This window comes from Marinobacter pelagius (assembly GCF_900114925.1).
GTDB classification, from domain to species: domain Bacteria; phylum Pseudomonadota; class Gammaproteobacteria; order Pseudomonadales; family Oleiphilaceae; genus Marinobacter; species Marinobacter pelagius.
The window spans coordinates 103,831-119,092 of record NZ_FOUR01000010.1; the positions used below are offsets into that span (position 1 = coordinate 103,831).

Genomic DNA, 15,262 nt, shown 5'->3' on the forward strand with positions numbered 1-15,262 from the left:
CTCCTAAAAATCATCGGTCGAGGTGAACATGCCAACCCGGAGGTCCTTGGCGGTGTAGATTTCCCGGCCATCCACTTCCATCCGGCCATCGGCAATCGCCATGGTCAGCTTGCGCCGGATCACACGCTTGAGATCCAGACGGTAGGTTACCTTTTTGGCGGTGGGCAGCACCTGGCCGGTAAATTTCACTTCACCGGAGCCGAGCGCGCGCCCTTTGCCTTCGCCGCCACCCCAGGCCAGGAAGAACCCGACCAGTTGCCACATGGCATCGAGGCCCAGGCAGCCGGGCATGACGGGATCATCAACAAAGTGAACCTTGAAGAACCAGAGGTCCGGGTTGATGTCCAGTTCGGCAACGACACTGCCCTTGCCATACAGGCCATCGTCGTCGGCGATGTGAGTGATGCGGTCGAACATCAGCATCTGGTCAATGGGCAGGCGCATGTTGCCGGGGAACAGGTCGCCATGGCCACACTTGATCAGGTCTTCTTTGTCAAAATGATCCGGGTTCATAGTGCCAGTGTCTCAGTTACAAAATGATTTACTCATACTTTAGCGCCTATTCCGGCCGGTGCTATTGACCTTTAGTGGATGATTGTCGGTTGATTGTGTGAATTCGGGGTGCCAAAGCCCGGGCAAGGGTCAATTGACAGTCATCAAAGATCCTATGCCGGCGCTTTGCTAGCCTGATCCGAACCTGAATCTGGAATCGTCATTAAACGGGATTCCCCGGAGGTATCTATGAATGGCGAAGAACTGGCAATCGAGGGCGATCTGGCGCTGCAGGGTGACCGGGTCGAGATTCAACTGGAACGGCAGATTGAGCATTCGCCGGTACGGGTGTGGGAGATGTTGACCGATTCCGTGCACCTGGCTCGCTGGCTGGCGCCGGGCGTTATCGAGCAGCGGGCCGGTGGCAGGGTACAGCTGGAGTTCGGCAATAGCGGAACACCCATCGACTGTCACATCCGGGCCTGTGAGCCACCACGTCTGCTGGCCTATTCCTGGAGTGCGGGTGACGACCCGGAGCGGCCACTGACCTGGAAACTTGATCCGCTCGAGTCCGGTGAGGCAACCCGGCTCCGGCTGACACTGTCCCTGCCCAATGACGATCTGGTGCCCATCGCCTGCGCCGGCTGGGATGCGCACCTGGAAATGCTGATGGCCGCCCTTGAGGGTATCAGCATCCACTTTCCCGCCGACCGGTTCCGGCAAGCCCGCGCGGTCTTTTCCGAGTTGGCAAAAGAAAAGCTGGCTGCCTGAGTGGCAGCCAGCTTTATTACTCCCTTCCTGATTTACCCTTCCTTTCCGTCCGGCCGTGGTGAAGCCAGTACCCCGGTGTAGCGGATCAAAAACAGCCCGAATGCCACGAACCACAACACGGTGCTGCTGCCGATGCCCGGGTGCCAGGGAATGATGTCCAGGGCCGTGAGTACCCGGATCAGCGCCGCCAGATGAATGGCAACGAAGGCCAGCACCATGCCCCGGGGCAGTACCAGCGGGCGACCGGTATGGCCCAGGGAAACCCGGGCGATCACGCCGAGGATCAGACAGCTGACAGCCCCGGTGCCGGCGGCGTGGCTCCAGGCATTGGACGGCCATCCGGCCAGCAGGGTGCCGGCCAGCAACGCCAGCGCCACCGGAACCCAGAGAATGGACAGGTGCAGGATCCACAGCAGCGGTTCCTTGCGGACCAGCCAGCCCTTCCAGCCGGCCAGTCGTACCAGCATCAGGGTTGCGGCAACGATGGCGAGCAATCCACTCAGGGTGTGCCAGCCGGTGACCAGGGTCGCCATCAGCAGGATCATGGAGAACAGGGTGGCCATGTCCAGCGCGGGTATCATGCGGATTCCGGAGGCATCGAGGCCGCGCTGGCGCAACCAGCCACCGGAAAAGGCCGGGGTGATGCGCCCGCCGATGATACTGATCAGCGCCATGGCCATGATCAGGGCACCGTAGCTGTACGTCATGTCCAGGCGCAGTACAAACCCGATCTGCATCAGCCAGAGCAGGCCCAGAACCACCAGGATCATCAGTTGCCGCTTCTGCCGGGCATGCCAGACGCGCCAGCCCGCATCAATCATGACCAAAGGCAGGAACGCCAGGTTGACCGTATGCACCAGCCAGTCCGGCAGACCACCACCGAAGGCGAGCAGCAAGCGACCGGCGAGCCAGACGCCCCAGAGGGCCGCCAGTCTGGCGCCATGGGTCCGGTTGGTGCCGGTCCAGACGCAGACCGCGGTCAGCAAAAAGCCGGCAATGGCCGCACTCAGGAACCCGAACAACATTTCGTGCTGGTGCCAGAACAGGCCGGGCATGGCCAGGGGCAGGTTCAGCACACCGGTCAACTGCATGACCCACACCGGAACCACCAGCAGGGCCAGCAGGGCCATGGACAGGAAGAAGATGCGGAACGGATAGCTGAACAGCTGGCGGATGCTGGCTGCATTCGTGGTCGCCGAGGTCGGGATTGCCTGCATGGCGGGCCTCCATTAATACATATATTTATATTATATGTTATTGCCTTGTGCCGGAAATGACCATACCCCCAACCGGGTATCTTTGCGTACAATGCCTCTATCACATTGATTCAGAATGGAAGTCTTATGAGTGCTTACCTGATCTTGAAACACCTGCACATGACTACAGCGTATATCACGGTGGTGCTGTTTGCCCTGAGGTTGCTGATGGATGCCGTTGGCCGACCGGAATGGCGGCGTACGCCGCTGCGCTGGATTCCCCACGCCAACGACACCGTACTGCTGGTGGCGGCCATCAGCCTGCTGTTCGTGACACCCTGGATGCCCTTCGTCCATGGCTGGCTGACGGCCAAGATCTTCCTGCTGATCGGCTACATCGTGGCCGGCATCTTTGCCCTGAAAACCACCCTGGGCACCCCGACCCGGGTAGTGGCGGCCATTCTGGCGTTTGTACAGATTGGCGCCATTTTCCATCTGGCCATGACCAAGCCGGTATTCAGCTGATCAGCGCCGCTCCGAGATCGTCCGGGTCAGCTCCTGCAACTGCGCCTGCACTGACTGGAGCTGGCGGGCGATCTCATCCCGTTCGTCGTGGGCCTTCTGGGCCTGCTTGGCATTCTGCTCCTCGCTCATGACTTCCAGGATGGCGCCGATCATCATGTTCAGGAACACGAACGCCGTCAGGAAGATGAAGGTGAGGTAGTACAGCCAGCTGAGCGGGTACTGCTCCATGGTGGCGTACATCACATCAGTCCAGTCCTCGAACGTCGCGACCCGGAACAGGGTGAGCATGGCAATCGCGACGTCCCCCCACAGCTCCTTGTCCACATCCGCGAAGAACAGGGCGCCCATAGCCGCGTAAATGTAGAAGATGATGAACATCAGCAGGGCGATGTAGCCCATGCGTGGGATCGCCTTGAGCAGGGAGTTGATCAGGAACCGGAGCTCCGGCACCACGGATACCAGGCGCAGGACCCGGAACACCCGCAGCAGTCGGCCCAGTAACACGGCCTCGGAATTGTCCAGGGGGATCAGGCTGCCGATCACCACGATGGTGTCGAACAGGTTCCAGCCATCAAACAGGAATCGGCGTTTGGTCGGGCAGGCGGCAAACCGGAACAGGATCTCGATCAGGAAGAATACGGTGATGGCGTTGTCCATCACGGTCAGACTCTGCTCCACCAGCGGTGGCAGGTCATAGGTCTTGGCGCCGATGGTCAGGGCCGACAGGATGATGATGGCAATGACCGCGCCCTGAAAGATTCTGCTGGATTCGATCCGGCGCAGGGTGTTGAAACCGGCAACAGGACTCAATTCCGGGGACATGCTGGAGCTCCGCGTATAGAAAACCGGCGCCAATTCTAATGGCTGGCGGGGGTTGGGGGTAGGGTATTTACCCTGATGTCACGTTTGGTTCAGGCCTGGCCGAGGATGATCTGCCATTCCGATTCGCTTACCGGCATCACCGATAGCCGATTGCCTTTGCGCACCAGGGGCAGATTCTCGAGGCCCGGAAGGGGCTTGAGTTCGTCCAGCGGAATCAGGCGGGGCAGTGTGCGGACATATTTCAGATCCACGGCGTCCCAGCGAGGGCTGTCCGGAGCGCTCTTCGGATCGTGATAGGGAGAGCGTTCGTCAAACTGGGTGGGGTCCGGATAGGCGCTTTTGACCACCTCCACTATCCCCGCAACACCGATGTGTTTGCAGCTGGAGTGGTAGATGAAGACCTCATCCCCTTCTTTCATTTCCCGCAGGAAGTTCCTCGCCTGGTAATTCCGGACGCCGTCCCAGGGGATGGATTGCCGAGGTGCCCGGGCAAAATCCTCGATACCGCACTCGGAAGGTTCCGTTTTTACCAGCCACTTCGCCATGATGTCCTCACTTGGTTAGCTGCCCCAGTATACCAGCAAAAAAAGCCCCCGGAGGCCGGGGGCGTACCGTTGCAAGCGAAGCTTGCCGGAGAGAACCCGTGTCAGTCCCGTTTCGGTGGAGTCTTGCCGACCGGAGGCTGGTGGTGCGGGCGGTTCAGCGGGTAGAACAGATGCGGCGTTGCCAGTTCCGGCAGGTCGGTCCGTTCCTCATGGGCAGCCCACTCTTCCCGTTCCGCGGTGCGGATGGCGTAGTGCATCCAGGCCAGTGCGGCGGCCACGATCACGAACATCAGCATGAAACAGCTCTGCCAGATTCCGGTGATGTCGTTCAGGGCCCCGAAAGTCAGCGGCAGTATGAAGCCGCCCAGGCCCCCGATCATGCCGACAACTCCGCCAACCGCGCCGACGTGCATGGGGTAATACACCGGGATGTGCTTGTACACCGCGGCCTTGCCCAGGGACATGAAGAAGCCGAGGGTGAAGATCAGCACGATGAACATTGGCAGGCTCATGTCCAGGGTGAACCGGATATCACCCTCGATACCATGGACCACGTAATCCGTGGGCGGGTAGCTGAGCAGGAAAGTGCAGACGACCGAGGCGATGAAGGTCCAGTACATCACGCGCCGGGCGCCGAAGCGGTCAGACATCCAGCCGCCGAGGATGCGGAACAGGGAAGCGGGGATGGTATACAGCGCCGCGATCATGCCGGCGGTTTTGATATCCAGCCCGTAAACGCCGATCAGGTAGTGCGGCAGCCAGAGGGCCAGGGCCACGAAGGCGCCGAACACGAAAAAGTAGTAGAGGGCGAAGCGCCACACCCGCAGTTCCCTGAGCGGCTCCATCTGCTCCATGAAGGATTTGGCTTTCTCGCCGCCGCGCTCGGCGGCGAGCGGATCTTCCTTGGCGAGGATAATGAACACCACGCCCATGATGGCCAGCACCGTGGCATAGATCTGGGCGGTCTGCTCCCACCCGAAAGCCACCAGCAGGAAGGGCGCGCCGAAGTTGGTCACCGCAGAACCGACATTACCCGCACCGAAGATGCCCAGCGCGGTGCCCTGGCGTTCCTTCTCGAACCAGGCAGCGGTGTAGGCCACCCCGACGATGAAGGAGCCGCCAGCCAGGCCGACACCAAGGGCGCCAACCAGCAGCATCGGGTAGGTGGTGGCGAAGGTCAGCAGGTACACGCAGGCGGCCGTGGTGAGCATCAGGATGCCGAATACCCAGCGCCCGCCGTAGCGGTCGGTCCAGATACCCAAGAATAACCGGCTGATGGAGCCGGTGAGGATCGGGGTGGCCATCAGCAGCCCGAGCTGGGTATCCGATAGCCCCAGGTCCTCGGCAATCCGGATCCCGATGATGGAAAAGATGGTCCACACCGCAAAACACAGGGTGAACGAGAAGGTCGAGAGACCCAGTGCACGGTACTGCTGTGGTCGTGTCGGAGTAGTGGTCATTGCTGCCCTCCATTCCAGCATTTGATGATGCTTTAACCATAACAAATACAGGGTTTTTTCATGCGGGGCATTGGAGGTACCTCCACATGGATGCAGTGGTGGTAGGAAAGCGACAGGTTTGGCCGGCAAGGGGATAGGTACTTGATTTCTCTCGTGGGGTACGCGCCAGAAGCGTTGACTTACGTCAATTATGGCGGGAATGGAAAGTGGGCTAATGGCTGACAGATGTCAATTGATGCCCCTTTCGGGGGCGCGGATACCTGCCTTCGGAGAAGCCCATGAAGATCATGATTGCCTACGATGGTTCGCGTAATGCGCGGCTCGCGCTGGCGCAGACCATCACCATGTTTCGCGACCTCAAACCCCAGCTGACCCTGGTGGCTGTGGCGGAAAACCCTCGGGATATCACCTCGGGTAATGAAGACCTGTTCCAGCAGGAAGTCACCGAACTGAAGGATTACCTGAATGAGGCCATGGAGGTGTGCCAGAACGAGGACGTGGCCGCCGAGACCATGCTGCTCGAGGGTGACCCCCGCAAGATGCTGCTGTACGCCGCCGAGAAAAAGATCCACCCGGACATGCTGGTTATCGCCCGCCACAGCCATGAGCCGGACGGCGGTTTCATTGCCCGCTCGCTTACCTATTTCGTGGACGAACTGGATTACATGACTTTCGGCAGCGTGAGCTCGTTCCTCGCCCGCCGGATCCAGTGTCCGCTGCTGATTCTGCCCAGCCGTTGAACCGGCCAGTAACGAGATTCCGTTTGATAGCCCGAGGAGGCTGAAATGAAAGTCGCAGACGTCTTCCGCTTCAGGAACGCCGAGATCAAGGCGCTGCACCTGACCTGGATTGCATTCTTTATTACCTTTTACGTGTGGTTCAACATGGCGCCGTTGGCGTCCAGCATGCTCAAGAGTGTGGACTGGCTGACCACCGATGACCTTCGCCTGTTTGCCATCTGCAACGTGGCGCTGACCATTCCGGCCCGGATCGTGGTGGGCATGGCCCTGGACCGGTTCGGTCCCCGCCGGGTGTTCTCGGTACTGATGGTGCTGATGTCCATCCCGGCACTGTTCTTCGCTTTCGGTGACACCATGACCCAGCTGCTGGTCAGCCGCTTGGTGCTCAGCTCCATCGGCGCCAGCTTCGTGGTGGGTATCCACATGACCGCCATGTGGTTCAAGCCCAAGGACATCGGCTTCGCCGAAGGCTTCTACGCCGGCTGGGGCAACTTCGGTTCTGCCGCCGCCGCCATCTCCCTGCCTACCATCGCCCTGCACATGTATGGCGGTGAAGACGGCTGGCGCTGGGCCATTGCCCAGAGTGCCATTGTCATGGCGGCCTATGGCGTTTACTACTGGTTCGCCATCACCGACGGCCCGGTCGGCACCGTGCACCGCAAGCCCCGCAAGGCGGTGGCCCTGGAGGTGAGCACCTGGGGTGACATGGTCAAGCTGATTCTCTGGACCATTCCCCTGGTGGGCGTGCTGGCTATCCTGGTCTGGCGCATCCAGAACATGGGTTACCTCAGCACCACCGGTGCGGCCATCTGCTACGCGGTGATCTTTGCCATCGTCTGCTACCAGATCATCCAGATCCTGCGGGTCAACGTGCCCATCCTGAAAAAGGGTGTGCCAGAGGATGACAAGTACCCGTTCAACAGTGTCGCGGCCCTGAACAGCACCTACTTCGCCAACTTCGGCGCAGAGCTGGCGGTGGTCTCCATGCTGCCCATGTTCTTCGAGGAAACCTGGAGCCTGAGCGCCACCGCAGCCGGCCTGATTGCCGCCTCCTTTGCCTTCGTGAACCTGGTGGCCCGTCCCATGGGTGGCCTGGTCTCCGACCGCATGGGTAATCGTCGCTTCGTAATGCTCAGCTACATGTTCGGTATCGCAGTCGGCTTCGCCATGATGGGCCTGATGAACTCCAGCTGGCCGCTGATTATTGCCGTCGGTATTACCGTGTTCACTTCCTTTTTCGTGCAGGGTGCCGAGGGAGCCACCTTTGGCATCATTCCCTCCATCAAGCGCCGGCTCACCGGCCAGATCTCCGGGATGGCGGGGGCCTACGGTAACGTTGGCGCGGTGGTCTATCTCACCATCTTCACCTTCGTCACCCCGACCCAGTTCTTCTACATCATCGCCGCCGGCGCCTTCATCAGCTGGGTGCTGTGCGTGATGTGGCTGAAGGAGCCGGAAAGCGGTTTCTCCGACGAATACCACGTCTCTTCCGTGGACCGCGAGATTGAGGAAGAGGAGCGTCTCCGGGCGGCAAGAGCGACTGGCTGATTCCGGATACTCGTTCCCGCATACAACCCGCCGTGCATTATGCCGGCGGGTTTTTTTGTATTCTTTTTCTGGCATGGCGCATGATTTGCTGGTCATCGGTTCAGGAGGTGCAGTGTGAGCGTGGTGGAACGTTGGTCCGGAGTCCTGGGAGGATTGGCGGCAGTGCTGGTGCTGGCGGCGCTCTGGTTGCTGTTTTTTGATGGCGAGGATTATGAGGCTCGTGATCTGCGCGGGCGCACGCCGATCATTGTTGCTGCGGAGGAAGGTGATCTGAAACGGGTCCGGTTACTGCTGGAGAAGGGGGTCAGGATCGATGCCGGAGATGACTGCAACTGGACAGCCATGATGCGTGCAGCGGCGGGCGGCCATCGCGAGATCATGGAGCTCCTGCTGGACGAGGGGGCTGACATAAACCACCTCGAGAAATCGGGTTATTCAGCCCTGATGGGGGCGGTCGTCAATAACCGGCTGGAGACAGCCCGTGTGCTGGTCGAACGGGGTGCAGACCTGGATGTGCAGGAAACGGAGAGTGGCCAGTCAGCCTTGATGTGGGCAGTCAGAAATCGTAATCCGGAGATGGTTCGGTTGTTGGTCGAGGCGGGCGCCGATACCACCCTTAGCAATGGTAAGGGGCAAACCGTTGAAGATCTTGCCAGGGCCATGGAAGCGGATACCAGTCAGCCCGTGGCGAGGATTCGGGAAGTGCTTGGGTGCAGCCCCTGATTCAATTTCTTTGCAGGATACTCCAACGAAAAGCGGCTCCCTTGGGAGCCGCTGGTTTTGATGGCTAGATGAAGTTATGGGTTCTTGATGTACGCGTTCTTGCGCAGGTAGAACCACCAGTTAACCACCAGGCACACGGAGTAGAACACCGCGAAGCCGTACATGGCTACCTCCGGTGTACCGGCCTGGATTTCCTGGCCCATGACCCGGGGGGCAATGAAAGCGCCGTAGGCGGCGACGGCGGAGGTCCAACCCAGGACCGGTCCCTTCTGCTGCTGGTCGAAGATGAAACCGATGCTGCGGAAGGTGGAGCCGTTACCGATGCCGCTGGCGGCAAACATGATAATGAACAGGATCAGGAACAGGGCGAAGTAGCTGTTCGGATCGGTGGAGTTGTAGGCCAGCATCATCACGTAACCGGTTGCCACGGAAGCGACCACCATGATCACAGAGATAATCTGGGTCACGATGGAGCCGCCCATCTTGTCGGAAATCCAGCCGCCCACCGGACGTATCAGGGCACCCACGAACGGTCCCATCCAGGCCCAGGTCAGAGCGCTTGGGGCATCCGGGTTGACCACGCGGGTCATGGTGCCGTCGGCACCTACTTCCATCATGTTGCCGAAGATAACGCTGATGGACAGTGGCAGGGCTGCGGAGAAGCCGATGAAGGAGCCGAAGGTGAGGATGTAAAGCACGGTCATGGACCAGGTGTGCTTGTTACTGAAGATGGCAAACTGCTTCTTGATGTTGGGCTGGATATCACCCGGAATCAGACGCAGCAGGACCACGGTCAGGATGATGGTCAGCGGCAGGGCAATCCACATATTCAGGATGCCCAGAGCCCAGACGCCGATGACGGAGGTCACTAGGCCCACACCATAAAGTCCCAGGATCTTCCCGAAGGCGGACATCGGGTTGCCCGGGTTCGGAGTAACAACTTTCAGGTTGTTCATGCCGAACCAGCCGGCGAAGGCGAGCGGAATCAGGAACACCAGCCAGATGAAGCCGGCATTCTGGATCCAGGTCTCGGTGCCGGCATCAATGCGGCCGATCAGGGTGCCACTGGGACTTTGAAGTTCCATGGGGCCGCCCGCAACAGCACCGAAAATGCCCACCGTCATTACCAGCGGGATCAGGATCTGCATGGTGGTAACGCCGAAGTTACCGAGCCCGGCGTTCATCCCCAGGCCATAGCCCTGTTTGCTCTTGGGGTAGAAGGCGCTGATGTTGCTCATGGAGCAGGCGAAGTTACCGCCGCCAATACCGGAGAGCAGGGCCAGGGCCTGGAACACGATGAACGGGGTTTCCGGGTTCATCAGGGCGATACCGGTGCCCAGGGCCGGGATCATGAGCAGTGCCGTGGTCAGGAAGACCGTGTTGCGCCCGCCGGCAATCTTGATCATGAAGGATGCCGGAATCCGCAGGGTGGCGCCGGAGAGACCTGCAATCGCACTCAGGGTAAACAGCTGGTCCACCGTGAACGGGAAGCCCAGGTTCTTCATCTGGGTGGTGATCATGCCCCACATCAGCCAGATGGCGAAGCCCATCAGCAGGCTGGGGATAGATATCCACAGGTTGCGAGAGGCAACGCGCTTGCCCTCCCGCTCCCAGAACTCTTCACTTTCGACATCCCAGTGTTCGATGTCTGCGTTGGTTTTAGCCATTTTCTGCTCCTTGATTTACTGCCCTGCCACCACGGAATCCCGTGGCTCTTTGGGTTTGGTGTCATTGTGCAAATCAAGTGGCGGAACCATTCTTGATATTGATCAAGGAATCTATTGATCGAATTGTGGTGCCAAAACCCACCCTGGTTCTGTTGCCTTGAGGGCTTGTTAAAGGCTTTTAAAAACAATTAGTTGTAAGAGTTATATTTCTAAAGTGGTAGCCTTTTATGGCCTTGGCGCAGAAGGGGTAGCCAATCATTTCCGACGGTTGTGAGCGGGCCGATAGAGCATCAGAAGCTGCAGGGCGACCCCCAGATAGGCCGCGCTCCAGAGCCCGGCAGACAGCCAGAGCCAGCCTGGGCTGGCGAAGGGGGTGGGGCCGGCGAGATACCGGAAAATCGCGGACAGTCCGATCAAGGCCGACAGGCTGATGGGCTGCCATCCCGGGGGCGGGCAGCGCGAGGCCCGCTGCCACGCCAGCCGCAGCATCACGCTGACCGAAAGCGTGCCCAGGGCTCCCACCGTTATCAGGTGCAGGGCGGGAGTGGCGGGGATGCCGGCGAGCAGATGGGTGCCGGTGATCGCGGCGCCGGCGGCAAGCCAGAGATAGCCGGCCGCAAACACGAGAAGATCCGGGCGCTCCGGGCAGTGCCAAAGACGCCAGCGCAGGATCCTGACAGCAACCAGCACAGCGGCGGGCAGGAGCATGGCACCGGCCAATCTCTCAGTGGCTGCGCTCATCGCCAAACCCATGGCCAGGATCAGCAGAACAAGCAGCGCGCCCTCAATCCTCGGCTGGACCCTGGCCTCAAGGGGAATGTCTTTCTTCTCCAGAGTGCCGGCGACCGCCGGCGCGATGATCCGGCCACCCATAAAGGTCATTAACAGCAGCAGGCCGAGGACGGCAGATTGCAGGAGTCGGGTCCGGTCCGGCATCAGCCCGTCCGGGCCGACCAGTTCCACGACCCAGAAACCCGGCACCATCAGGCACAGCACCAGGATCAGGGGGCCGGCTATTTTGTTGCGCCATTTCTTGGCGGCGTTGAACCGGGGCACCACGTAACGGGCCAGGAGCAGGGCAAAGGCGGGACTCAGCAGTTGGGCGGGCCAGCTGTCCGGCGCCAGCAGCCAGGTGATTCGTGCCAGCAGCCACAGGATGAACAGGGTGGTCAGTATCCGGCGGGGCTGGGGGCCAAGCGTATAGCCGGCAATCAACGCCAGGGCAAAACCGAAGATCAGTTCGTGGGCGTGACCGGCTCCCAAAAGTCCCGGTGGCCAGCCAGTGCCGGACAATACCCCGTGGATGGACAGTGGCACGGCCAGGGCCGCCAGAATGGCTGCAGCCGGAAAGAACAGCCAGAACGCATGAATATTTTTAGCGGGGCGGGCGGACTTGTCCGAGGTCATCTGCTGTCCTTGACCGGTAGGTGGTGCAGGGCTAACAGTTAAAAGTATCGGAGGCCGATCTGTAAAGGTGCATCATGAATATTACACAACTCGCTCGTCTGCCATTCTCCGGCAATGGCGCCTGGTCGGAACTGCGGCGCCTGAACCTCTCCATTCCGTTTCTGGCCTGGGTCGTGGTGGTACCCATGTCGTTCCTGCCGCCGGTCCTGCTCTATTACGCCGGTACCCAGTACGGGGACAGCTTTATTCAGGGCTTCGGTGGTAAGGAATGGCGTTTCATCACCACAATCCTGTTCCTGGCGGAGCTGCTCACGTTCTTCGTCATGGGGTGGCTGATCCACGCTGTGCTTGAGAGCCACAAGCTGGAAGTCAGTTACCGGGATGCCTATCTCCTGGCCGCCATCGCGCCGCTGCCCCTGTGGCTGTCGTCATTGGCGTTGCTGGTGCCGGCGCTGGCGGTAAGCGTGGTAGCGGTGTTTGCCGGATTGTTCCTGTCCTGCGCGCTGGTGTATCAGGGCTTGCGTTCAATCTGTGATCGCAAGGACAACGATGTCGAGATGATGTCGGCTACCTACACCATTATGGCCGCGTCCCTGCTGGCCTGGGGTGTGCTGATGGCCATGGTCTGGGCGTTCTGATCAGGCAGCGTGCGGCAGAACGCCGTAGTAGATGGCGCTGAAGTGGCAGGCGCTGCCGCCGATGACAAACAGGTGCCAGATCGCATGCATGTAAGGGATGCGGTCTGCCAGGTAGAAGGCCACGCCGGCGGTGTAGACCACGCCGCCGGCGATGGTCAGGTTCAGCGCTGTTTCACTCAGGCTCGCCACCAGGTCCGATGAGGCAAAGGTGATTAGCCAGCCCATGGCAATGTAGATTCCTACCCGTGCCAGCTTGAATCGGTTCTTGAAGATGACTTTGAGAATTACCCCGGTCACTGCCAGCGACCAGATCACCGCAAACAGGGTCCAGCCCACGGTGCCCCGCATGTTTACCAGAAGGAACGGTGTGTAGGTACCGGCGATCAGCAGGAAGATGGCACAGTGATCCAGAGTCTTGAAGGCCCGCTTCAGCTCCGGCCGTCGGGCGCCGTGATAAAGCGCAGAGGCCAGGTACAGAAGGATCAGGGAAGCCCCGAAAATACTGAAGCTGACGATCTTCCAGGCGTCGCCGGACTGACTCGCGCCGGCAATCAGGGCCACCGTACCGATAACGCTGAGCAAAGCACCGATGCCATGGGTGGCACTGTTCAGCCACTCCTCGATTCGATGGTGAATGGAGTCAACAGTCTGTTGTGTGTGGGTCATTGCTGGAGATTCCGGATTAGCCATAGGTCTAAGGTACTTCAGCGTACAGTTGTACGCAATGGTGGCGGATGAACATTCCGTGACCATGTTCAGAAAATCTGAACAAGGCATCGGAAAACTTCCGGTTTCATGGTCATCCAGCTGGCAGTAACCTTCCGTACATACTTAAACAACCGGAGGTTACCGATGGCGAAAGTTCTTGTCCTTTACCATTCCATGTACGGTCACATTGAAACCATGGCAGAAACCGTGGCCGAAGGTGCGCGCAGTGTTGAAGGCGCGGACGTGGTGATCAAGCGGGTGCCGGAAACCATGCCGGAGCAGGCCTTCCTGAATGCTGGTGGAAAGGCGGACCAGGAAGCCGCGGTTGCCGACCCGCAGGAACTGGCCAACTACGATGCCATCATCTTCGGCACGCCGACCCGCTTCGGCAACATGTCCGGCCAGATGCGCAATTTCCTGGACCAGACCGGCGGTCTCTGGGCCGAAGGCAAACTGCACGGCAAGGTGGCAAGTGTATTTGCCTCCACCGGCACCGGCGGCGGCCAGGAACAGACCATTACCTCCTTCTGGACCACCCTGGCCCACCACGGCATGGTCATCGTGCCGCTGGGCTATGGCATTCCGGAGTTTTTCGACATTTCGGAGACCAATGGTGGCACCCCTTATGGCGCGACCACCATCGCCGGCGGAGACGGTTCACGTCAGCCGAGTGAAAAGGAAATCGCCATTGCCCGGTTCCAGGGCAAGCACGTGGCTGAACTGGCGGTGAAGCTTCACGGTTAATCGATATTGCTCTGCAAAGCGTTGAGCGGTTTTGGGCAGTCAGGATTCCTGGCTGCCCTTTTTTTGTGCCCGGATCAGCGAGCGGCCCGGTCAGCGGCACCGGTTTTCAGCCGCGAGAAGGTTGCCGGCACCACCCCCAGCCAGGAGGCCAGCTGGTTGTCCGGCACCCGTCGAACCAGCTCCGGGTACTCTTCCAACAACAGCTTGTAGCGTTCGCTCGCCGGCATGGTGTGTTTCCGGAACTCCCTCATACTGGTCAGCTCCGCCAGCTCCTCGGTCAATGCCAGGGCAAAGCGGGGCCAGAGGCCATCGCCGTGGGACTGGATGGCAGATCGGAAGGCGGCAAAGTCCGCGACCCAGAGAGTCGCCGGTGTGCTGGAGGTCAGGCACAGGGTATTGCGCACCGTCCGGCTGCGGCCGAAGACCGGCCACACCAGGTCGCCCTCGGAGAAGAAGTGGTGTACGGAGATTTTGCCATTGGGCGCTTCCCGGAACAGCCTCAGGATGCCGTACTGGATGAGATAGACGTTTCCCCAGGGGGAATCGTGTTTTTCCAGGTTCGTCTCGCCATCGATCCGGCGCTGATGGAACAGGCGGGTCAGGTCGCCGAGGAATCGGGCTTCCGGGCTATGCTGGTCGTTGCCCAGACGAATACCGAACACCCGGCTGAGGCCGTTAAGCAGAGCGACTTCGGCGGGAGCGCTGTCCTGCTGAATGATGTCAGAGTTGTTTTCGCCCAGCATGCAGGGGGCGGAGGAAACGTCTGGCCTGAAGATGCTGTTCATGGTTCTGACCCCGATTGGACTATGGGTAAATTATGGTATCAGAAAAGCATCTTTTGAAATGACTTAAATCATTAAGGCTTTTTCACTGAGTCGATTTAGGTCGGTAGCTTTGGGCTGCGGAGGGGCCCGCCAAGACGGGGTCAGATGAACGCTTTCATCTGAAAATCATGTAGCCAGCCTCCCATAGTCCGTCATCCGGAGTAGGCTGGTAGTTGGCAAACACACTGCCGCTACAGGAGGCTGACATGACTCTATTCTGCGCCATCGACCTGCATTCAAACAATAGTGTCGCTGTCGTTCTTGATGAGAATGACAGCGTGCTTTATCAGGAACGTCTACCTAACGACCTGCCCACCATCGAGCGGGCGCTGCAGCCTTTCCAGAACGATCTCTACGGGGTTGCGGTGGAGTCGACCTTCAACTGGTACTGGCTGGTGGACGGCCTACAAGCGGCCGGTCACCACGTCATGCTGGTCAACACGCATGCGGTG

General features: G+C 59.8%; 17 protein-coding genes. 8 read left to right on the forward strand and 9 right to left on the reverse strand.

The window, feature by feature from the left end:
* Positions 1 to 3: 3 nt before the first annotated feature.
* Complete coding sequence (gene fabA / locus BM254_RS16880; RefSeq protein ID WP_092006584.1) at positions 4 to 513, reverse strand: bifunctional 3-hydroxydecanoyl-ACP dehydratase/trans-2-decenoyl-ACP isomerase; 510 nt, start codon at positions 511 to 513, stop codon at positions 4 to 6.
* 228 nt (positions 514 to 741) lie between these two features.
* On the opposite strand from fabA, the gene BM254_RS16885 reads away from it, so the two are divergent.
* Positions 742 to 1,263: an SRPBCC family protein gene (locus tag BM254_RS16885; protein WP_092006587.1), complete on the forward strand. Its 522-nt coding sequence runs from the start codon at positions 742 to 744 to the stop codon at positions 1,261 to 1,263.
* 32 nt (positions 1,264 to 1,295) lie between these two features.
* Here the strand turns inward: BM254_RS16885 and BM254_RS16890 are convergent, their stop codons facing one another.
* The gene (locus tag BM254_RS16890) at positions 1,296 to 2,480 is read right to left on the reverse strand and encodes an NnrS family protein (RefSeq protein WP_092006590.1); all 1,185 of its coding nucleotides are present in this window, start codon (positions 2,478 to 2,480) and stop codon (positions 1,296 to 1,298) included.
* A 126-nt stretch (positions 2,481 to 2,606) separates the two neighbouring features.
* Here BM254_RS16890 and BM254_RS16895 point away from each other — a divergent pair, with 126 nt between their 5' ends.
* Positions 2,607 to 2,984, forward strand: a complete 378-nt coding sequence (locus tag BM254_RS16895; RefSeq protein ID WP_092006593.1) for a SirB2 family protein — start codon at positions 2,607 to 2,609, stop codon at positions 2,982 to 2,984.
* On the opposite strand, the gene BM254_RS16900 is transcribed toward BM254_RS16895, so the two are convergent.
* The 3 genes from BM254_RS16900 to BM254_RS16910 all read right to left on the reverse strand — a co-directional run bounded on the left by BM254_RS16900 (position 2,985) and on the right by BM254_RS16910 (position 5,811).
* Complete coding sequence (locus BM254_RS16900) at positions 2,985 to 3,806, reverse strand: ion transporter (RefSeq protein WP_092006596.1); 822 nt, start codon at positions 3,804 to 3,806, stop codon at positions 2,985 to 2,987.
* Positions 3,807 to 3,895: 89 nt separating this feature from the next.
* The gene (locus tag BM254_RS16905) at positions 3,896 to 4,351 is read right to left on the reverse strand and encodes an EVE domain-containing protein (protein ID WP_092006599.1); all 456 of its coding nucleotides are present in this window, start codon (positions 4,349 to 4,351) and stop codon (positions 3,896 to 3,898) included.
* Between the two features lie 101 nt (positions 4,352 to 4,452).
* The gene (locus BM254_RS16910; RefSeq protein WP_092006603.1) at positions 4,453 to 5,811 is read right to left on the reverse strand and encodes an MFS transporter; all 1,359 of its coding nucleotides are present in this window, start codon (positions 5,809 to 5,811) and stop codon (positions 4,453 to 4,455) included.
* A gap of 278 nt (positions 5,812 to 6,089) precedes the next feature.
* On the opposite strand from BM254_RS16910, the gene BM254_RS16915 reads away from it, so the two are divergent.
* From BM254_RS16915 to BM254_RS16925, 3 genes are all read left to right on the forward strand, one after another.
* Positions 6,090 to 6,551, forward strand: a complete 462-nt coding sequence (locus BM254_RS16915) for a universal stress protein (RefSeq protein ID WP_092006609.1) — start codon at positions 6,090 to 6,092, stop codon at positions 6,549 to 6,551.
* Positions 6,552 to 6,596: 45 nt separating this feature from the next.
* Positions 6,597 to 8,099 (forward strand): MFS transporter, encoded by a 1,503-nt coding sequence (locus BM254_RS16920; protein WP_092006612.1) that lies wholly within the window; start codon positions 6,597 to 6,599, stop codon positions 8,097 to 8,099.
* 114 nt (positions 8,100 to 8,213) lie between these two features.
* The gene (locus BM254_RS16925; protein WP_092006615.1) at positions 8,214 to 8,822 is read left to right on the forward strand and encodes an ankyrin repeat domain-containing protein; all 609 of its coding nucleotides are present in this window, start codon (positions 8,214 to 8,216) and stop codon (positions 8,820 to 8,822) included.
* Positions 8,823 to 8,896: 74 nt separating this feature from the next.
* Here BM254_RS16925 and BM254_RS16930 read toward each other — a convergent pair whose 3' ends face one another.
* Both BM254_RS16930 and BM254_RS16935 read right to left on the reverse strand, forming a co-directional pair.
* A complete protein-coding gene (locus BM254_RS16930) occupies positions 8,897 to 10,489 on the reverse strand; it encodes an MFS transporter (RefSeq protein ID WP_092006618.1) in 1,593 nt (530 codons plus the stop codon).
* Positions 10,490 to 10,744: 255 nt separating this feature from the next.
* Positions 10,745 to 11,896 (reverse strand): NnrS family protein, encoded by a 1,152-nt coding sequence (locus tag BM254_RS16935; protein ID WP_092006621.1) that lies wholly within the window; start codon positions 11,894 to 11,896, stop codon positions 10,745 to 10,747.
* Between the two features lie 74 nt (positions 11,897 to 11,970).
* Between BM254_RS16935 and BM254_RS16940 the strand changes: the two genes are divergently transcribed.
* Complete coding sequence (locus BM254_RS16940) at positions 11,971 to 12,534, forward strand: Yip1 family protein (RefSeq protein WP_092006624.1); 564 nt, start codon at positions 11,971 to 11,973, stop codon at positions 12,532 to 12,534.
* On the opposite strand, the gene trhA is transcribed toward BM254_RS16940, so the two are convergent.
* Positions 12,535 to 13,200 carry a PAQR family membrane homeostasis protein TrhA gene (trhA, locus tag BM254_RS16945; RefSeq protein ID WP_092006626.1) on the reverse strand — a complete coding sequence of 222 codons (666 nt, stop codon included), beginning with the start codon at positions 13,198 to 13,200 and terminating at the stop codon, positions 12,535 to 12,537.
* 186 nt (positions 13,201 to 13,386) lie between these two features.
* Here trhA and wrbA point away from each other — a divergent pair, with 186 nt between their 5' ends.
* A complete protein-coding gene (gene wrbA / locus BM254_RS16950; protein WP_092006629.1) occupies positions 13,387 to 13,986 on the forward strand; it encodes an NAD(P)H:quinone oxidoreductase in 600 nt (199 codons plus the stop codon).
* Positions 13,987 to 14,060: 74 nt separating this feature from the next.
* Here wrbA and BM254_RS16955 read toward each other — a convergent pair whose 3' ends face one another.
* Positions 14,061 to 14,771 (reverse strand): Crp/Fnr family transcriptional regulator, encoded by a 711-nt coding sequence (locus BM254_RS16955; RefSeq protein WP_092006632.1) that lies wholly within the window; start codon positions 14,769 to 14,771, stop codon positions 14,061 to 14,063.
* A 245-nt stretch (positions 14,772 to 15,016) separates the two neighbouring features.
* Between BM254_RS16955 and BM254_RS16960 the strand changes: the two genes are divergently transcribed.
* Positions 15,017 to 15,262 (forward strand): IS110 family transposase (locus tag BM254_RS16960; RefSeq protein ID WP_139227099.1); only part of this gene is annotated, 246 nt, incomplete at its 3' end.